We start from the raw sequence: 15,671 nt of genomic DNA on the forward strand, positions 1-15,671 counted from the left end.
TTCCAGGGTCTGCTGACGCGAAAAGGAATTGTGAATAGTGTAGCGACGTCTGCGTCTCACACAAAACAAAAAAGCCGGCACACATCGCGTACCGGCTCTGTCAGCGCATTTGTTAATCGAAGCGCAGTTGCGGCAGAACCTCTTTCACCTGTGCCAGGTATTCACGACGATCTGACCCCGTCAGACCTTCCGTGCGCGGCAATTTTGCTGTCAGAGGGTTAACGGCTTGCTGGTTGATCCATACCTCATAATGCAGATGCGGCCCTGTGGAACGCCCGGTGTTACCAGAAAGCGCAATACGATCGCCACGTTTCACTTTTTGCCCCGGTTTCACCAGCAGCTTACGCAAGTGCATGTAACGTGTGGTGTAGGTGCGTCCATGACGAATCGCAATGTAGTAACCGGCAGCGCCGCTACGTTTAGCGACCACGACCTCGCCATCCCCCACCGACAGCACCGGCGTACCCTGCGGCATCGCAAAGTCAACGCCACGATGCGGCGCAACGCGTCCAGTAACCGGGTTCAGACGGCGCGGATTGAAATTGGAGGAGATGCGGAACTGTTTGGCGGTCGGGAAGCGTAAAAAGCCTTTCGCCAGGCCAACACCGTTACGGTCATAGAATTTACCGTCAGCGGCGCGAATGGCGTAGTAATCTTTACCATCGGAACGCATCCGCACGCCCAACAACTGACTCTGTTCACGCTTGCCATCCAGCATCTCGCGCGACATCAGAACCGAAAATTCATCGCCCTTTTTCAGCTTGCGAAAATCCATCTGCCACTGCATGGCTTTTATCACTGCGCTGATTTCGCTGCTGGTTAAACCGGCCTCTTTCGCGCTGGCGACAAAGCTACCCCCTACCGTACCTTTCAGCAGACTGTTAACCCAGTCCCCCTGCTGCATTTCACTGCTCATTTTAAAACCGTTGGCAGTGCGATCGTAGGTACGCGTTTCACGGCGGGAGACTTCCCATGTCAGACGCTGTAAATCGCCATCGGCGGTCAGTGTCCAGGAAAGCTGTTGGCCAATTTTCAGATTGCGCAGCTCCTTATCAGAAGCGGCAAGTCGGCTAATATCGCTCATATCGATGCCGTACTGATTCAAAATGCTGCTTAACGTATCGCCTGTGGAGACGACGTATTCATGGACGCCGACTTCGCCTGCGGTTTTATCGTCCAGCTCATCCTGAGGAATAGCTTCATCTTCCTGCGCGGCCTGATCGATGGGTTCGCTGGCCTCCGGTAAGAGGGAACGAATCTCGCTTTTCTCCAGTTCAATAGTTTTAACGGTTGGTGCGGATTCTGGGTGGTAAACATAGGGCCGCCATACGGCGACGGCCAGTGTCAGAACGGTAAGTGACCCCAGCATAACGCGGTGGGGTCGGGGCAGATTATTAAATGCCAGGGCGACAGAGCGGGCTATCTGTTGCACGTATTCACTTCCTCGTTAATCTCCTTTCAGGCAGCTCGCATACTGGTTGGCTAATTGGCTTAAAAACGCTGAATAGCTTGTTTTACCCAGTTTAATGTTCGTCCCGAGGGGGTCAAGTGTTCCCATTCGAACGGATGTCCCTCTCGCCACGGCTTCCACGACCGCTGGCCTGAATTGTGGCTCAGCAAAAACGCAGGTTGCTTTTTGCTCAACCAACTGTGTTCTTATTTCATGTAAACGCTGCGCGCCAGGTTGTATCTCAGGGTTCACGGTAAAGTGACCGAGCGGGGTGAGTCCGTAGTATTTTTCGTAGTAACCGTAGGCGTCATGAAAAACGAAATACCCTTTCCCCTTGAGCGGCGCGAGCTCGTTACCGACCTGTTTATCGGTTGCGGCTAATTGTGCCTCAAAATCCTTCAGGTTGGCGTCGAGTTTGGCTCGACTTTGCGGCATAAGTTCCACTAATTTTTCATGGATTGCAACCGCTGTAGCCCGCGCTATCTCTGGGGAGAGCCAAAGATGCATGTTATATTCGCCGTGATGGTGATGTACGTCACCTTTTTCATCATCCGCGCCCTTCATGAGTAACGGTTTCACATCGGCAAGTTGCGCAATGGTAACCTGCTTATTATCAGGAATATTCCTGACCGACTTCTCCATAAAGGCTTCCATTTCCGGGCCAACCCAGACGACTAAGTCCGCGCCCTGTAAGCGTTTTACGTCTGATGGACGCAATGAATAATCATGCTCGGAAGCCCCATCCGGAAGTAATACTTGCGTATCCGTAACGCCATCAGCAATGGCGGAAGCGATGAACCCAAGCGGTTTAAGCGAAGCGACAACGGCGGCGTCGGCAGCCTGGGTTGCACTCCCCCAAAGCGCGGCGGATAATGCTGCGAAAAGAAGCGTATTTTTCTGTAACATAATGCGACTAATCATCGTAATGAATATGTGAAATGTGATATTATAACATTCTATCACTTCTGCAAGCCTAAAATTAACATGACAAGTTTAGTTTCACTGGAAAACGTCTCGGTCTCATTTGGTCAACGCCGCGTCCTCTCTGACGTATCGCTTGAATTGAGCCCCGGAAAAATTTTAACGCTTCTCGGCCCTAACGGCGCGGGGAAGTCAACGCTTGTACGCGTGGTTTTAGGACTGGTAGCCCCTGATGAAGGGGTGATCAAGCGCAACGGGCAACTCCGTATCGGCTATGTCCCGCAAAAGCTCTATCTCGATACCACGCTTCCGCTGACGGTAAACCGATTTTTACGTTTACGTCCCGGCACACAAAAAACGGATATTCTCCCGGCGCTTAAACGCGTTCAGGCCGGACATTTGATTGACGCGCCCATGCAAAAACTCTCCGGCGGTGAGACACAGCGCGTACTGCTGGCGCGTGCTCTGCTTAACAGGCCTCAGTTGCTGGTACTTGATGAGCCGACGCAAGGCGTGGATGTCAACGGCCAGGTCGCGTTATACGACCTTATCGATCAGCTGCGCCGTGAACTCGATTGCGCCGTGCTGATGGTGTCGCATGATCTACATCTGGTCATGGCAAAGACGGATGAAGTGTTATGCCTGAACCATCATATTTGCTGTTCCGGCGCGCCGGAAGTGGTGTCTATGCATCCGGAATTTATCTCTATGTTTGGCCCGCGAGGCGCGGAGCAATTAGGGATTTATCGCCATCATCATAATCATCGCCACGATTTACAGGGTCGTATTGTACTGCGCCGGGGAAATGGTCACTCATGATTGAATTATTACTGCCCGGCTGGCTGGCCGGGATGATGCTGGCGTGCGCCGCTGGTCCTTTGGGCTCATTTGTGGTCTGGCGTCGGATGTCCTATTTTGGCGATACGCTGGCTCACGCGTCGCTTCTGGGCGTGGCGTTTGGCCTGTTGCTGGACGTTAACCCCTTTTATGCGGTAATCGCCGTTACGCTGCTGCTGGCCGCCGGTCTGGTATGGCTGGAGAAACGCCCTCACCTCGCGATTGATACCTTACTGGGCATTATGGCGCACAGCGCCTTATCTTTAGGACTGGTCGTGGTCAGCCTGATGTCCAATGTCCGTGTTGATTTAATGGCTTATCTGTTTGGCGATTTGCTGGCCGTGACGCCGGAAGATCTTATCTCGATCGCTATTGGGGTAGTTATTGTGCTGGCCATTCTCTTCTGGCAGTGGCGCAACTTGCTGTCAATGACTATCAGTCCGGATCTTGCCTTTGTCGATGGCGTGAAGTTACAGCGCGTGAAGCTGCTATTGATGCTGGTAACGGCGTTAACCATTGGCGTAGCGATGAAGTTTGTCGGAGCGCTGATCATTACGTCGCTGCTGATTATCCCCGCCGCAACCGCGCGTCGCTTTGCCCGTACGCCGGAACAGATGGCGGGCGTCGCCGTTGGTGTAGGTATGATAGCGGTTACAGGTGGACTGACCTTCTCAGCCTTTTATGATACCCCGGCAGGGCCATCCGTAGTGCTGTGTGCCGCGCTGCTGTTTATCTTCAGTATGATGAAAAAGCAGGCAAGCTAAGCGTGTGTTGCCCGGTGGCGCTGCGCTTACCGGGCCTACAAAATCGCCCAGGTCTGATGAGCGCAGCGACTTCAGGCGCTAAGGCATCTCTGGCGGCGTGATCCCGAAATGGTTCCAGGCGCGCACCGTTGCCATACGCCCACGCGGCGTGCGCTGCAAAAAGCCTTGCTGAATCAGATACGGCTCCAGCACATCCTCAATGGTTTCACGCTCTTCGCCAATCGCCGCCGCCAGGTTATCCAGTCCCACCGGACCACCGAAGAATTTATCAATAACCGCCAGCAGTAGCTTGCGATCCATATAATCAAATCCTTCCGCATCGACGTTCAGCATATCCAGCGCCTGCGCGGCAATTTCCGCTGAAATAGCCCCGTCATGCTTCACCTCAGCAAAATCACGCACACGTCTGAGCAGGCGGTTGGCTATACGCGGCGTACCGCGCGCCCGACGCGCCACTTCCAGCGCGCCGTCATCGCTCATCTCAAGCCCCATGTGCCTTGCGCTGCGCCCGACGATGTGCTGCAGATCGGGCACCTGGTAGAACTCCAGGCGCTGCACAATACCAAAACGGTCACGTAGCGGGGACGTTAACGACCCGGCGCGCGTCGTCGCGCCAATGAGCGTAAACGGCGGCAGATCGATCTTAATTGAACGTGCGGCAGGCCCTTCGCCAATCATAATATCCAACTGGTAATCTTCCATCGCCGGATAGAGTACCTCTTCCACCACCGGTGAAAGCCGGTGAATCTCATCAATAAACAGCACATCATGCGGTTCAAGATTGGTGAGCATAGCCGCCAGATCGCCTGCTTTTTCCAGCACCGGGCCGGACGTGGTTCGGAGATTGACGCCCATTTCATTGGCAACGATATTCGCCAGAGTCGTTTTACCTAACCCTGGCGGGCCGAAAATCAGCAAGTGATCTAGTGCGTCGCCACGCCGTTTTGCCGCCTGAATAAAGATCTCCATCTGGGAGCGCACCTGAGGTTGGCCGACATATTCCGCCAATAACTTCGGGCGAATGGCGCGATCGGCGACGTCTTCTGCGATCGTGGCGCCTGCTGAAATCAGGCGATCTGCTTCTATCATCCTTTACCTCATAACGCGGCGCGTAACGCGTCGCGAATCAGTGTTTCACTGCTTGCATCCGGACGGGCGATCTTGCTTACCATCCGACTGGCTTCTTGCGGTTTATAACCCAGCGCCACCAGCGCAGCAACTGCTTCTTGTTCTGCATCTTCCGAGGTTGGGCTGGCCGGCGACGTCAATACCAGATCGACCGCTGGCGTAAAGAGATCGCCATGTAGCCCTTTAAAGCGGTCTTTCATTTCGACAATCAGCCTTTCGGCGGTTTTCTTGCCGATACCCGGCAGCTTCACCAGCGCACCCAGTTCTTCGCGCTCAACCGCATTCACAAACTGCTGCGCCGACATGCCGGAGAGGATCGCCAGCGCCAGCTTAGGCCCGACGCCATTCGTTTTAATTAGCTCTTTAAATAGCGTGCGCTCTTGCTTATTGTTGAATCCGTACAGCAACTGCGCATCTTCACGCACCACAAAGTGGGTGAAGACGATTGCCTCCTGCCCGGCCTCCGGCAGCTCGTAAAAGCAGGTCATAGGCATATGTACTTCATAGCCTACGCCCCCTGTCTCCAGCAGCACGATCGGGGGTTGTTTTTCGAGAATAATGCCTCTGAGTCTGCCTATCACATGACGCTCCTGCGTAAAGGGCTGAAAAGATAATGCACTATCATAAAAAAAGACTGGATGTTTATCCAGATGAAAAACACGTTATTCGCCTATCTCAATGGCCTTCCCTTCGAATCGGTCGCGCAACACCACCGGGTGCCGCCGCGCCCCATGATGTGGAGATATAATAAGTGTCTATAATAAATATAATTCAATAACATTTTCTGTAAGAATAATAAATAAAAAGTCCAGATACGCATTATCACTATAGCTTGAATTTCCTCCGGTGAAAGCACATCCTTTATAAACATTTTTAATCATCTTGTTATTTAATCATTCAGGACAGAAATTCAATGTTATTGAAAAATATTGTCATAGGTGCATTAATGGCTATTCCTGCGCTGGCGTCAGCTAATAGCCTCACGGAAACACGGGAAAGAATGGCCATTGAGCAACAAGCTATCGCCTATACTGTCAGCCAAAAGTGGGACAAGCTGGACGCTATGTTTCAGGAATACAATACCGGATTCCCGACAACCAGCGGCGGAACTCATAAACTGTTTATCGCATGGGGAGGGATCTATAATCTTTTTTCAGTAGATGTTTCCGACAATGGTATTTCTGGCGTGGCAAAAGAGTGGCTTAAAGCAAACCCCAAATCCACGGGTGCAAGGCTGCTGCAAGCAATGGTTTTTGATGCTAAAGCCGTGAATTTACGCGGTGAAGGTGCGGCCAGCACGGTGGACTCTGATATATGGCCGAAATATAAGAAGCTGATGATTCAGGAAAAAGAGTATCTGTTAAAGAACAAAGATATTGCCGACAAAGATGTGACCTGGTATCAGGAAATGGAAATGGTCGCACGCAATCTTGAGGATAAAGAGCTGCTCTATAGCACTTTGGAAGAAGCCAGCAAAAAATATCCCGCCTATCAAAATATTTATATCGAGGCCATGGTCGCTCGTTTGCCTAAATGGGGTGGCTCTCCGGAAGAAGTCGAAAAAATCGCCAGAATGGCCGCAGAAAAAAACAAAGATCAATCGGGACTTTCTTACTACGCTTATATCTGGAATAATGCAATCTATTATCAACCTGAATTAATGGCTTTACTGAATAAACGTCAGATTGTCTCCTGGGACGATATGCTGCAAGGTTGGAGAGATCGCTACAAACAGTACCCATCAACCCGCACGCTTAATAATATTCTGATAACTTCCTGCATTGCCCGCGATAAAGACTCCTTTGTGAAAGCAGATAAAATGATTCAAGGGGAAACGGAGCGGGATACCTGGCCACAAGGGTTAAATTATCGGGAATGCCAGCAGTCCTTCCAATAATTGCCAGATTACCATCACAGTTTAATGCATAGCATTAATTGAATTAAGCCGCCTCAGCCGTTATATGCAGAGGTGGTTTAATGGAAAATGTCCTTCAACCTCTGGACCATGAACGAGATAAACGGTACCGTTGTTAATCACTTCCTTACCCTTTACAAGAATAATAATCAGCGATTGATGAACAGTACAAACTCGATATTTTTTTGACATTGTAACCTAACCTTTTGCACTTTCGCCTCCTGTTCCCCCTGGCGCTTAATATAACGCAGAGTCAGCCAAATATTTGCGCCAACCACTCTTGCCAGATCACACCTCAAATGCCTATTAAAAACAAAAGCAATATGCATGAAGAGAAACACAACCAGACAATAACATAGACTCAAAAAAAATATATGGCGATACAAACAATTATATAATATGGAAAGGACAGTCCACTTATTCCCTGCATTCGTCTATTTTCCCTTTCACTTTCACCTCTGGAAAGAGGTAAAAACATTATCACCGTAAATTATAATATTCATGATGGATATTTATTGATAATAATATCTTGTCATTATGTGAGTATAATGCTAATTATCCAATAGCGTAAAATAAAGGATATTATTTTAGGTAATAATGGAACGTGAACATGAAAAAACATTATCCTGTCCAATATGAAACCGGGGATATCGTCTTTACCTGTATAGGTGCCGCGCTTTTCGGCCAGATATCCACCGCTTCACAGTGCTGGAGCAACCATGTTGGGATTATTATTGGCCATAATGGTGATGACTATCTGGTGGCGGAAAGTCGCGTCCCCCTCTCAACCGTCACCACGCTGTCACTATTTATACAACGTTCAGCCGGACAACGTTACGCCGTTCGCCGTCTGCGCGGCGGCCTGACGGTCGAGCAGAAACTCGCCATCATGGAGCAGGTTCCCGCCCGGCTGAATAAGTTTTATCACACGGGGTTTAAATACGAGTCATCGCGCCAGTTCTGCTCGAAATTTGTGTTTGATATCTATAAAGAAGCATTGTGTATTCCGGTAGGCGATATTGAGACATTCGAAGAATTACTTCACAGCAATCCTGATGCGAAACTCACCTTCTGGAAGTTCTGGTTTTTAGGTTCAATCCCGTGGGATCGTAAGACGGTGACGCCAGCCAGCCTGTGGCATCATCCCAACCTAGATGTAATCTATCAGAGTCACTCTCAGGGGCATCTTCCCGAAGAAGCGGCATAACGCCCTGATATTTCCACTCGCGAGTATATCCTGACAGGCCGATACGAGGCCTGTCAAATGACTGACAGATATATTGTCTCTCCCGCCTCCCAACGTGCATTAGCGCGCCAGAGGAACGTATCCAACGTCAGCAATCAACCTTTGCCCTTGCTCGCTCAAAAACCAATCGATAAATTTTTGCGATTGCCGCGAGGGTTTTCCAGCGGAAACCATATATACATCAATAGTGTAAGGATATTTTCCATTGCGAATATTTTCGATGGTCGGCTCGATGCCATTCACCGCCAGCAAGCGCAAATCAGGGCTATGGTGAAGCTGCGTAGCATAATAGCGGAAGGTATACCCCAGAGCATTGGCGCTGTTCTGGTAATTTGCCACATTACGCAGCAATCCGATCATATCGTGAACGGATTCTGTTTCCAGCGGCTTGCGAAGTTTATCCTCGCCCATCACCGCAGCCAGCATAATCGTCTGGCTACCCGATCCCTTTGGCCGCTGATAGGGGTAAATACGCGCATCGTTGCCGCCGACTTCCAGCCAGTTGTTCACACGCCCGGAATAGATATCGCGAATCTGTTTTTCACTCAGTTGAGTCAGCGGATTATCCTTATGCGTGACAAAAACAAAAGCCTCGCGGGCAATGGGATAGAAGTGTAAATCAACGCCCTGCGCCTTCGCGCTGGCTTTTTGCTCGGCGGAAGGCTCAGCGACAAAAATGATATCCGCTTCACCATGAATTAACTTCTCCCAAGCACCAGGTGTCCGATCGCAGCGAACATATTTCCACACGCTGTCTACATCCAGGTTGTGATACAGCGCCTGCGCTGCCGAGGCGTACACCGGATAAACTGCCGTTGCGCCATTCAGTCGCGGCCAGTCGTTTTCCAGCGATAGCCCAGGTGATGCGCTCAGCGCCGTCAGTTTATTATCGGGGGTAAACGGGTCATATGTGCCAGGCTCAAAAGATTCCGTTATTTCCCTGGCCGGATCGTTAACCACTCGTCGCTCGCGACGATCATAAGTTTGCCAGGCCAATAATCCGCTAATGGCAATTGTCATTGCGGCAATGAGCAGAACAATACTTCGCCATCCGGTGACGTTTTCCAACTTATTATTCTGCCGGACGGTGATAAAACGCATGATGGTATACGACAGGAAGCCGACAAATGGAATCACTGGGGCAATGATCACCCTTGACGATGATATCTCATAAAATTCCGTCATTAAAGCCGATTTGATCAAGGCAGAATAGAGTCCAAACCACTGTATCCCGTGATAAAACACGCTACTTTCGAAGTCGCCGTCAGCGACGATAATCATTATCAGCCAAACGGTAAGAGAATAGAGAATCAGTAATAAGGCAGGTAAAAAACCAGGAATAAAACGCTCGCGTTCATCGATAAAGCGACCGCGAATACCGCCAGTCGCACAACCCACAAGAATGGTGGCCATCAGCGTGGCGATAAGCCCATAGATATCGCCAGCAATATTAAAAATAATGTTAAAGATACTGAATATTATTGCTAATATCGGCAACACCACGACCAGCAGCACGATTTCTGCCAGCCAAAATTTTATCGACTTTATTATCGCCATAGTACGGGTCTCCCTGACCCTGCATTTACATCAGCGCATTCTCCCACGCGCTAAATTCAGCCGCGATTCGCTCATTTGCATCGCGTTCTGGCTAACATGGCAATGCGTAATGGCGATAGCCAGCGCATCTGCGGCGTCTGCCTGCGGGTTAGCGGGGAGCTTCAGCAACGTGCGCACCATATGCTGTACCTGGCTTTTTTCCGCGCTACCAATACCGACGACAGTTTGCTTCACCTGACGTGCCGCGTATTCAAACACAGGCAGTTCCTGATTGACCGCGGCGACAATCGCGACGCCGCGCGCCTGTCCCAGCTTGAGGGCTGAGTCGGCATTTTTCGCCATAAACACTTGTTCGATAGCAAAATAGTCCGGCTGGAACTGCGTGATGATTTCCGTCACGCCTGCGTATATGAGCTTCAAACGAGACGGCAAATCATCGACTTTGGTGCGAATACATCCGCTGCCCAGATAGGTCAGTTGTCTGCCTACCTGGCGGATAACGCCATAACCGGTAATGCGCGAGCCGGGGTCAATACCGAGAATAATCGACACGCTATCCCCCCTGCTCGCAGGCGTTTAACAGCACCATTACAGGGTCGCCGCCACCTCATCAGAGATCTCACCGTTATGGTAGACTTCCTGGACATCGTCACAGTCTTCCAGCATATCGATTAGACGTAGCAGTTTCGGCGCGGTTTCCGCATCCATATCCGCTTTGGTTGACGGGATCATGGACACTTCGGCGCTGTCCGCTTTCAGACCCGCCGCTTCCAGCGCGTCACGCACTTTGCCCATCTCTTCCCAGGCAGTGTAAACATCAATCGCGCCATCATCATAGGTCACAACATCTTCCGCGCCAGCTTCCAGAGCGGCTTCCATGATGGTGTCTTCATCGCCTTTCTCAAAGGAGATGACCCCTTTCTTACTGAACAGGTACGCCACTGAACCATCGGTACCCAGATTACCGCCGCACTTGCTGAAAGCATGACGCACTTCCGCTACGGTACGGTTACGGTTGTCACTCAGACACTCAATCATAATGGCCGTGCCGCCAGGACCATAACCTTCATAGATGATGGTTTCCATGTTTGAGTCTTCATCACCACCCACACCGCGAGCGATGGCACGGTTCAGAGTGTCGCGGGTCATGTTGTTGGCCAGCGCTTTATCTACGGCCGCGCGCAGACGCGGGTTGGCATCCGGATCGCCGCCGCCCAATTTAGCTGCCGTTACCAGTTCACGAATAATTTTAGTGAAGATTTTACCGCGCTTGGCATCCTGCGCAGCTTTACGATGTCTGGTGTTGGCCCATTTACTATGACCTGCCATAAATATTTCCTCAAAAAAAGCGCGCCTTTTCAGGCGACGTTAATGACAAACTCTTCAATCGCTTGCCGGTTACTCCAGGACTTGGTAAGCGCCGCCGCGTCAGGCGCATCAAGCCACTGGTACGTCAGATGTTCAGTGAATATCACCTGCCGCTCATGCGGTAACGCAAGGCAGAACCAGAATTCTGTATTGTGCATGACGCCCGGCGCATAGCGATGACGTAAATGTGAAAAAATTTCAAACTCCACCGTACGTTGGCAGTCGATTAAGGTCAGTTGCTCTGCCACAACATCAATCGTGACCTCCTCTTTGACTTCACGTACGGCGGCCTGCAACGCGGTCTCCCCTTCTTCTATGCTGCCAGTCACTGACTGCCAAAAATCCGGGTCGTCGCGTCGCTGCAACATTAGCACCCGTTTCGTATCCTGCGCGAAAATAACCACCAGGACCGAAACGGGGCGCTTGTACACTTTATCCTTCACGCGACCTCGTTGTTGGCTGTTGGGTGACGCCGCGCATTGATGAGACTCCCCCTTGCGGGCCGCCGCGATATCACGCGAATGATGTCGTGTACATTGTTCATATCAGTTATTCTCGGCTTTCTTCACAACCTGAATCCCCAACTCCGTCAACGCTGCTTGGTTGGCGAAACTCGGCGCTTCGGTCATCAGACACGCGGCGGCGGTCGTTTTCGGGAAGGCGATAACATCACGAATATTGTCGGTGCCGGTCAACAGCATAGTCAGACGGTCCAGACCAAACGCCAGGCCCGCGTGCGGCGGCGTACCGTATTTCAACGCATCCAACAGGAAGCCGAACTTCTCGCGCTGCTCCTGCTCATTGATACCGAGAATACCAAATACGGTTTGCTGCATTTCACCGTTGTGAATACGCACCGAACCGCCGCCCACTTCATAGCCGTTAATCACCATATCGTAAGCGTTAGCGACGGCTTCTTCCGGCGCAGTTTTCAGTTCAGACGCCGTCATGTCACGCGGGGCGGTGAACGGATGGTGCATCGCGGTCAGACCGCCTTCGCCGTCGTCTTCGAACATCGGGAAGTCAATCACCCACAGCGGCGCCCATTTGTCTTCGTCGGTCAGGCTCAGGTCTTTGCCCAGTTTCAGACGCAGCGCGCCCAGCGCATCAGCAACCACTTTTTTGTTATCTGCGCCGAAGAAGATCATGTCACCGTCCTGCGCGCCGGTACGTTCAAGGATAGCGTCGACGATGTCGGCGGTCAGGAACTTGGCCACCGGACTGTTAATCCCGTCCAGACCTTTCGCGCGCTCGTTAACTTTGATATATGCCAGGCCTTTCGCGCCGTAGATCTTAACAAAGTTACCATAATCGTCGATCTGCTTACGGCTAAGCTGTGCGCCGCCAGGCACACGCAGCGCTGCCACGCGGCCTTTCGGATCGTTAGCCGGGTCCGCGAAGACCGCGAACTCTACCGATTTCAGCAGGTCAGCGACATCTACCAGCTCCATCGGGTTACGCAGGTCTGGCTTGTCGGAACCGTAGCGACGTTCCGCTTCGGCAAACGTCATGACCGGGAAATCCCCCAGATCCACGCCTTTCACTTCCAGCCACAAATGGCGCACCAGCGCTTCCATCACTTCGCGCACCTGTGGCGCGGTCATGAAGGAGGTCTCGACGTCGATCTGAGTAAACTCCGGCTGACGGTCAGCACGTAAGTCTTCATCACGGAAGCATTTGACTATCTGATAGTAACGGTCGAAACCGGACATCATCAGGAGCTGTTTGAACAGCTGCGGCGACTGCGGCAGCGCGTAGAATTTACCTTTGTGCACGCGCGAAGGCACCAGATAGTCGCGCGCGCCTTCCGGCGTGGCTTTGGTCAGCATCGGCGTTTCAATATCAAGGAAACCGTGATCGTCCATAAAACGACGCACCAGGCTGGTAATTTTGGCGCGAGTTTTCAGGCGCTGCGCCATTTCCGGGCGACGCAAATCCAGATAGCGGTACTTGAGACGCGCCTCTTCGGTATTAACGTGGTTAGCGTCAAGCGGCAGTGAGTCTGCGCGGTTGATGATAGTGAGAGAGGACGCCAGCACTTCAATTTCGCCGGTCGCCATATCCGCATTGACGTTTTTCGCGTCACGCGCACGCACGGTGCCCGTAACCTGAATGCAGAACTCATTACGCAGTTCAGAGGCCAGCTTTAACGCGTCCGCACGATCCGGATCGAAGAACACCTGCACAATACCTTCGCGGTCGCGCATATCGATAAAGATCAGGCTGCCAAGATCACGACGACGGTTGACCCAACCACACAGAGTCACCTGCTGCCCCACGTGGGACAGACGTAGCTGTCCGCAATATTCTGTACGCATGAGATATCCCTTAACTTAGCCGCAGGCGGATTATTGCCTGCCATGCAGGCGACGAAGTCGCAGCTTTAGCTGTATGTCACAACTGGATGAAAAAAGGCGGCTATTATACTGGAAATTCTGCCGCACGATAAGAGTCAATCCAGCATGGGAGCGATAACTTGCCCGTTTCATGCGTTATCGACACTTGGTTCATACTGACTGTACCCAGGTTTTTCACGCGGGTATTGCGTATGCTCACAAAAATTAACAATATTTGTCACCGCTTTCCTCTTTAATCGCGCTTAAGGTGTAGTGAAATACGCTATTTTTAGGAGAGTGATTATCATGCTGAAACTCAACGCGACCACAACCGCCCTGGTGGTTATTGATTTACAGGAAGGAATTCTTCCGTTTGCCGGCGGCCCGTATACGGCAAATGAGGTGGTCGCCCGCGCCGCGCGGCTGGCGGAAAAGTGTCGTGCCAACGGCTCGCCCGTGGTTATGGTACGCGTCGGATGGTCTGATGATTATGCCGAAGCGTTAAAACAGCCGGTGGATGCCGCAACGCCTGCGCACGCGTTGCCGGAAAACTGGTGGACCTGGCCTACGGCATTGGGTAAAAAGGACAGCGATCTGGAAGTGACTAAACGCCAGTGGGGCGCGTTTTACGGCACCGACCTGGAATTACAACTTCGCCGCCGGGGTATCGACACCATCATATTGTGCGGAATCTCAACCAATATCGGCGTCGAATCCACAGCGCGTAACGCCTGGGAGTTGGGATTTAACCTTATTATTGCCGAAGATGCCTGTAGCGCCGCCAGCAGTGAGCAGCATCAGAGCAGTATGACGCATATTTTCCCGCGCATTGGCCGGGTACGCAGCGTAGAGGATATTTTAAACGCCTTATGATCTACATTGGCTTGCCGCAATGGTCGCACCCGAAATGGGCGCGGCTCGGCATCACCAGTCTGGAAGAGTATGCCCGCCACTTTAACTGCGTGGAGGGCAACACCACGCTTTACGCGCTGCCGAAAGCGGAAATTGTCGATCGCTGGTATGCGCAAACTACGGACGATTTCCGTTTTTGCTTTAAATTTCCCGCCACCATTTCTCACCAGGCCGCGCTGCGCCATTGCGACGATCTGGTACAGGCGTTTTTTACCCGCCTGGCGCCGCTGGAAACGCGTATTGGCCAATACTGGCTGCAGTTGCCCGCCGCCTTTGGACCGCGCGATCTCCCCGCCTTATGGCAGTTTCTTGATGCGCTCCCCGCCACGTTTACCTATGGCATAGAAGTTCGTCATCCGTGTTTTTTTGACAAAGGTGAGGATGAACAGCGGCTCAATCGCGGGTTACACGCGCGCGGCGTAAACCGCGTGATCCTGGATAGTCGTCCGGTACATGCCGCCCATCCCCACAGCGAGGCCGTCCGCGACGCGCAGCGAAAAAAACCCAAAGTTCCGGTACATGCTGTCGTGACGGCCAGCCATCCAATGGTGCGTTTTATCGGTAGCGATAATATGGCGCAAAACCGTGAATTTTTCGCCGCCTGGTTGCAGAAACTCCCGCAGTGGCGGCAGACCACCACGCCTTTTCTGTTTTTACATACTCCGGATATCGCGCAGGCGCCGGAACTGGTGAATACGCTTTGGCATGATTTACGCAGCGTCTTACCGGAAATCGGCACTGCTCCGTCCATTCCACAGCAATCTTCTCTTTTCTGAAAATGCCCCCTATCATAGACAGTGCCATCAGCCATTTTAAAAGGGAGTTTGTATGGTAAGCGCGCTGTATGCCGTTTTGGGTGCGTTATTATTAATGAAGTTCTCTTTTAATGTCGTTCGCTTGCGAATGCAGTACCGTGTCGCCTATGGCGACGGCGGTTTTAGCGAATTGCAAAGCGCCATCCGTATTCATGGCAACACGGTGGAATATATTCCTGTCGCGCTGGTGCTGCTGCTGTTTATGGAAATGAACGGCGCCGAAACGTGGATGGTGCATATCTGCGGCATCATTTTAATCGGCGGTCGGCTGATGCATTATTACGGTTTTCACCACCGCCTGTTCCGCTGGCGGCGGGCGGGGATGAGCGCGACCTGGTGCGCATTGTTGCTGATGGTGCTGGCAAACCTGTGGTATATGCCCTGGGAGTTGGTTTTCTCCCTGTATTAGCGCACAATATGCG

Annotated in this window: 16 protein-coding genes; 7 read left to right on the forward strand and 9 right to left on the reverse strand. The window is 51.8% G+C overall.

Annotated elements, in window-relative coordinates; genetic code table 11:
• Positions 1–112: 112 nt before the first annotated feature.
• Together mepM and znuA are read right to left on the reverse strand one after the other, a co-directional pair.
• Positions 113–1,432, reverse strand: a complete 1,320-nt coding sequence (mepM, locus tag ACFK9X_RS13775; RefSeq protein WP_001184032.1) for a murein DD-endopeptidase MepM — start codon at positions 1,430–1,432, stop codon at positions 113–115.
• Positions 1,433–1,447: 15 nt separating this feature from the next.
• Positions 1,448–2,356 (reverse strand): zinc ABC transporter substrate-binding protein ZnuA, encoded by a 909-nt coding sequence (gene znuA, locus ACFK9X_RS13780; protein WP_151116754.1) that lies wholly within the window; start codon positions 2,354–2,356, stop codon positions 1,448–1,450.
• A 78-nt stretch (positions 2,357–2,434) separates the two neighbouring features.
• Here znuA and znuC point away from each other — a divergent pair, with 78 nt between their 5' ends.
• Together znuC and znuB are read left to right on the forward strand one after the other, a co-directional pair.
• Positions 2,435–3,190, forward strand: coding sequence for a zinc ABC transporter ATP-binding protein ZnuC (gene znuC / locus ACFK9X_RS13785; protein WP_000203023.1), 756 nt, complete (start codon positions 2,435–2,437; stop codon positions 3,188–3,190).
• Positions 3,187–3,972, forward strand: coding sequence for a zinc ABC transporter permease subunit ZnuB (znuB, locus tag ACFK9X_RS13790; protein WP_000571508.1), 786 nt, complete (start codon positions 3,187–3,189; stop codon positions 3,970–3,972). The genes znuC and znuB overlap by 4 nt, the downstream gene beginning before the upstream one ends.
• Positions 3,973–4,050: 78 nt before the next feature.
• Here znuB and ruvB read toward each other — a convergent pair whose 3' ends face one another.
• A complete protein-coding gene (ruvB, locus tag ACFK9X_RS13795) occupies positions 4,051–5,061 on the reverse strand; it encodes a Holliday junction branch migration DNA helicase RuvB (RefSeq protein WP_000568508.1) in 1,011 nt (336 codons plus the stop codon).
• Between the two features lie 8 nt (positions 5,062–5,069).
• The gene (ruvA, locus tag ACFK9X_RS13800; RefSeq protein ID WP_000580335.1) at positions 5,070–5,681 is read right to left on the reverse strand and encodes a Holliday junction branch migration protein RuvA; all 612 of its coding nucleotides are present in this window, start codon (positions 5,679–5,681) and stop codon (positions 5,070–5,072) included.
• Positions 5,682–6,100: 419 nt separating this feature from the next.
• On the opposite strand from ruvA, the gene ACFK9X_RS13805 reads away from it, so the two are divergent.
• Both ACFK9X_RS13805 and ACFK9X_RS13810 read left to right on the forward strand, forming a co-directional pair.
• A complete protein-coding gene (locus ACFK9X_RS13805; protein WP_151117944.1) occupies positions 6,101–6,997 on the forward strand; it encodes a DUF4034 domain-containing protein in 897 nt (298 codons plus the stop codon).
• 628 nt (positions 6,998–7,625) lie between these two features.
• On the forward strand, positions 7,626–8,222 hold the full coding sequence (locus ACFK9X_RS13810; RefSeq protein ID WP_151116756.1) for a YebB family permuted papain-like enzyme: 597 nt from the start codon (positions 7,626–7,628) through the stop codon (positions 8,220–8,222).
• A gap of 99 nt (positions 8,223–8,321) precedes the next feature.
• On the opposite strand, the gene ACFK9X_RS13815 is transcribed toward ACFK9X_RS13810, so the two are convergent.
• The 5 genes from ACFK9X_RS13815 to aspS all read right to left on the reverse strand — a co-directional run bounded on the left by ACFK9X_RS13815 (position 8,322) and on the right by aspS (position 13,504).
• Complete coding sequence (locus tag ACFK9X_RS13815; protein ID WP_151116758.1) at positions 8,322–9,818, reverse strand: PstS family phosphate ABC transporter substrate-binding protein; 1,497 nt, start codon at positions 9,816–9,818, stop codon at positions 8,322–8,324.
• Between the two features lie 30 nt (positions 9,819–9,848).
• Positions 9,849–10,370 carry a crossover junction endodeoxyribonuclease RuvC gene (ruvC, locus tag ACFK9X_RS13820; RefSeq protein WP_000022510.1) on the reverse strand — a complete coding sequence of 174 codons (522 nt, stop codon included), beginning with the start codon at positions 10,368–10,370 and terminating at the stop codon, positions 9,849–9,851.
• A gap of 36 nt (positions 10,371–10,406) precedes the next feature.
• The gene (locus ACFK9X_RS13825) at positions 10,407–11,147 is read right to left on the reverse strand and encodes a YebC/PmpR family DNA-binding transcriptional regulator (RefSeq protein ID WP_000907242.1); all 741 of its coding nucleotides are present in this window, start codon (positions 11,145–11,147) and stop codon (positions 10,407–10,409) included.
• A gap of 29 nt (positions 11,148–11,176) precedes the next feature.
• Entirely contained in the window at positions 11,177–11,629 is a 453-nt protein-coding gene (gene nudB, locus ACFK9X_RS13830; RefSeq protein WP_000653695.1) for a dihydroneopterin triphosphate diphosphatase, read from the reverse strand.
• Between the two features lie 102 nt (positions 11,630–11,731).
• A complete protein-coding gene (aspS, locus tag ACFK9X_RS13835; protein WP_151116760.1) occupies positions 11,732–13,504 on the reverse strand; it encodes an aspartate--tRNA ligase in 1,773 nt (590 codons plus the stop codon).
• A gap of 324 nt (positions 13,505–13,828) precedes the next feature.
• Between aspS and ACFK9X_RS13840 the strand changes: the two genes are divergently transcribed.
• From ACFK9X_RS13840 to ACFK9X_RS13850, 3 genes are read left to right on the forward strand one after another with little or no spacing between them, the layout of a single operon-like run.
• Entirely contained in the window at positions 13,829–14,395 is a 567-nt protein-coding gene (locus ACFK9X_RS13840) for a hydrolase (RefSeq protein ID WP_000916144.1), read from the forward strand.
• Positions 14,392–15,210: a DUF72 domain-containing protein gene (locus ACFK9X_RS13845; RefSeq protein ID WP_151116761.1), complete on the forward strand. Its 819-nt coding sequence runs from the start codon at positions 14,392–14,394 to the stop codon at positions 15,208–15,210. The genes ACFK9X_RS13840 and ACFK9X_RS13845 overlap by 4 nt, the downstream gene beginning before the upstream one ends.
• Positions 15,211–15,262: 52 nt before the next feature.
• Positions 15,263–15,658 carry an MAPEG family protein gene (locus ACFK9X_RS13850; RefSeq protein WP_151116762.1) on the forward strand — a complete coding sequence of 132 codons (396 nt, stop codon included), beginning with the start codon at positions 15,263–15,265 and terminating at the stop codon, positions 15,656–15,658.
• The last annotated feature ends 13 nt before the right edge of the window (positions 15,659–15,671 follow it).

The sequence above is a fragment of the Salmonella sp. WC3 genome (genome assembly GCF_042932255.1).
In the GTDB taxonomy this organism is placed as follows: domain Bacteria; phylum Pseudomonadota; class Gammaproteobacteria; order Enterobacterales; family Enterobacteriaceae; genus Salmonella; species Salmonella enterica.

Bases quoted from the DNA above. Each gene is read 5' to 3' on its own strand.
- ruvB (WP_000568508.1), bottom strand. From the start codon at position 5,061: ATGATAGAAGCAGATCGCCTGATTTCAGCAGGCGCCACGATCGCAGAA.
- ACFK9X_RS13815 (WP_151116758.1), bottom strand. From the start codon at position 9,818: ATGGCGATAATAAAGTCGATAAAATTTTGGCTGGCAGAAATCGTGCTG.
- ACFK9X_RS13810 (WP_151116756.1), top strand. From the start codon at position 7,626: ATGAAAAAACATTATCCTGTCCAATATGAAACCGGGGATATCGTCTTT.
- ACFK9X_RS13825 (WP_000907242.1), bottom strand. From the start codon at position 11,147: ATGGCAGGTCATAGTAAATGGGCCAACACCAGACATCGTAAAGCTGCG.
- znuB (WP_000571508.1), top strand. From the start codon at position 3,187: ATGATTGAATTATTACTGCCCGGCTGGCTGGCCGGGATGATGCTGGCG.
- znuC (WP_000203023.1), top strand. From the start codon at position 2,435: ATGACAAGTTTAGTTTCACTGGAAAACGTCTCGGTCTCATTTGGTCAA.
- ACFK9X_RS13850 (WP_151116762.1), top strand. From the start codon at position 15,263: ATGGTAAGCGCGCTGTATGCCGTTTTGGGTGCGTTATTATTAATGAAG.
- ACFK9X_RS13805 (WP_151117944.1), top strand. From the start codon at position 6,101: ATGGCCATTGAGCAACAAGCTATCGCCTATACTGTCAGCCAAAAGTGG.
- znuA (WP_151116754.1), bottom strand. From the start codon at position 2,356: ATGTTACAGAAAAATACGCTTCTTTTCGCAGCATTATCCGCCGCGCTT.
- ACFK9X_RS13845 (WP_151116761.1), top strand. From the start codon at position 14,392: ATGATCTACATTGGCTTGCCGCAATGGTCGCACCCGAAATGGGCGCGG.
- ACFK9X_RS13840 (WP_000916144.1), top strand. From the start codon at position 13,829: ATGCTGAAACTCAACGCGACCACAACCGCCCTGGTGGTTATTGATTTA.
- aspS (WP_151116760.1), bottom strand. From the start codon at position 13,504: ATGCGTACAGAATATTGCGGACAGCTACGTCTGTCCCACGTGGGGCAG.